Annotated in this window: 1 protein-coding gene and 1 pseudogene; both read right to left on the reverse strand. The window is 44.9% G+C overall.

Annotated elements, in window-relative coordinates; all coding sequences use genetic code 11:
• The coding region (locus Q0277_RS03550) for a hypothetical protein (RefSeq protein WP_297995661.1) at positions 1–769 on the reverse strand (769 nt) is incomplete at its 3' end.
• Between the two features lie 62 nt (positions 770–831).
• A pseudogene (locus Q0277_RS03555) lies at positions 832–2506 on the reverse strand (hypothetical protein); the annotation flags it as partial.

Here is a 2506-nt window from a genome sequence, read left to right on the forward strand (position 1 = left end):
CGATATAATTACCATTGCTCATAAAAATAAGGCTGTCGTTACCTATGCCAAATCCCAAATTTTTCTTAAATCTAAATATGATTAAGGGCGCAAACGCCGAAAATAAGGAGATTGGCAAAATTAAAATTCCATAAGAAATTTTATTTTTAAAAGTTACTACCAAAGATAAAAGGATTATCCACGCGAACGCGACAAAAAATGTTGAAATTTTACCTTTTTTCGTCATTTTAAAAGTGGATGGCCCAAAGGTGCGTTTTATCGCAATTATTTCGGATAAATTTATAGAGTATAGGGTCGTTCTCTTTTTCTCGGAATAATATTCGATAACTGAATTTTTAAATTTTATATAGCAGGTGCCAAATTTACCAGGAAGTTCTAGCCAGCGTTTAATGGATCTTGGCGAGTCTTGCCTTGTTCCAAAATCTATAAAATTAAGAAAATACAGAAATGGCGAATAAAATTTAATCATCTCTATTGAATTATCTTTTATGATTATCGGCTCTTTGTCGTAATCTCTTGTTTGAGTTTTAAAATTTTGCGAGGGTGTATCAGCGGCGCAAGAGAAATCGCTTTGCGATTTTTGTTCAACGACATTCGTAAAATTTCGTTCGCTGGCATTTATAGAATTTTGCCCGCCATCGCTCGTAAATTTTAGCCCACCACCCGCCAAATTTTGCTTATCGCAATTTTTATTTTGTAAGAAATCCTTTATATTTTTATCATACCGCGTTTTGCTTATACCAAACCTAGCAATTTCGTCGTTATGCATTTGACTCCTCCTTATACACGCTTGATTTAGATATAACTATCGCGCGAGTTTGCACGCAGAGATTAGCCTTGCGCATTTTTTAAAATTTGCAAAATTTCGCTTATCTTTTGTTGATCTTTAATGCCTCGCGCGTCCTCCACGCGGCTGTTTAGATCGATAGCGTATGGGTGTAGTGCGAGTGCCTCACGGATATTTTGCGCGCCGATGCCGCCTGCAAGAATGAAAGAGATCGCACCGTTTTTAGCAGCAGCGCTATGTTTATCCGCATTATCATTTTTTGTGGCACCCAGCTTGCCTACTTCGCCGCCGTCATTTGAAATATTTGGCGCGCTCGCCTCATAGTCGCTTGCGCCTTGATCATTGACGCCTTCACTTGTGGGTCTTACACCACTCAGCCTAGCGGTAGCACACGCACTAAATTTGCACTCATCGTCATTTTTTTCGGCGCGACGATCGGCGTTCGTTTCTTGTTTCGTATTGCTCGATCGAACAATATCATGTGTGCATTCGCTCACTTCATTACTATTAGAAGCACAGCACACGTCGCTTACCCTCTTGAGCTTCAAATTTCCGTTTTCGCTATGCTCCGTGCAAGAATTGCCGCAGCTGCCGTTTTTGTCGCGCTTTAAATTCCCCTCGCTATATCCGCTACAGATCGCGCTATGTTTAAGATGGCTCCTTGCGTCGCCAGCGCCTTGCATTGTGCCTGCTACGTAGTATTTTTCGTTACTTGCTGCGTTATTTTGCGTATCGCAGTGCCCGCTAGCCGAGTTGCATTTTGTGCCGTCTATGCTTTGAGCCGTGCTGCCCGCGCAGTTTTTTTCATCGCGCGCCGCACCACCTCGCTCTTCGCAGCCAAGCCCTGCGCGCCGCAACAGATCCCAGTCGAAGCTCACGCCGTTGCCGCCTAGGTTCGCCCCTTTGGCGTCGAATAAGATCCGATCACAGCTCAAACCCTCAAGCGGCGGCATTTCGGCGCCAATGCTTAGCACCTGCCACGCTTCGATGCCTGCCGCGTTAAGCCGCGCTTTGAAATCCGCGCTTATGTGTCCATAAATCTGAGCGCAGTCCAGCTCGCAAGCCTCGCAAATTTTTAAAATTTGCTCCTCACTTAGGACTTCCGCGCCAAAAATTTCAGAATTCAGATCCTTTACTGAAGCAGGCGCGGCGTAGTTTGCATTTAAATTTACGCTCAAATCGTCGCGCTCGTTTTCGTAAAATTTTAAGCCGCCGCTCGTGCCCGCGTAAATTTTATCTTCGCATGCGGCGACGCTGTGTTCTTCCGAGCTCAAAGCAAAAACTCCGACGCACTTTGCGCCGTTTTCGTGCGCGATGCGTGCGATCTCGCGCGCTGTTTCTACGCTAACGCGGCGCTTGGAGCTTGACACGAAGATTACGCCTAAAAATTCCACGCGCGCGCCTGAGCCGTCGCCCTGGCTTCGCAAATCGCTACTGAAATTTTTATCGTAATCGGAATTTTGCTCAGACGTAAAATTTGCATGATTTTGCGCACGGCAGGTAAAATTCTCGCCGTCCTGATTAAAATTTTGCGCGAAATTTTGGCCGTCAGAATTGAAATTTCGTGTAGCATTCTCGGCGTCCGAATTAAAATTTCGCTCAGAATTTTCGCCGCAAAAATTAGAATTTTTTATCGAGCTCTCGCTACCCGATTGCGGTAAATTTTTAGCGTCGTTCGCGCGCTCTAAATTTGCGCATAAAGCCGAGCTACACGCCAGC

The sequence above is a fragment of the uncultured Campylobacter sp. genome (assembly GCF_938030815.1).
In the GTDB taxonomy this organism is placed as follows: Bacteria; Campylobacterota; Campylobacteria; order Campylobacterales; family Campylobacteraceae; genus Campylobacter_B.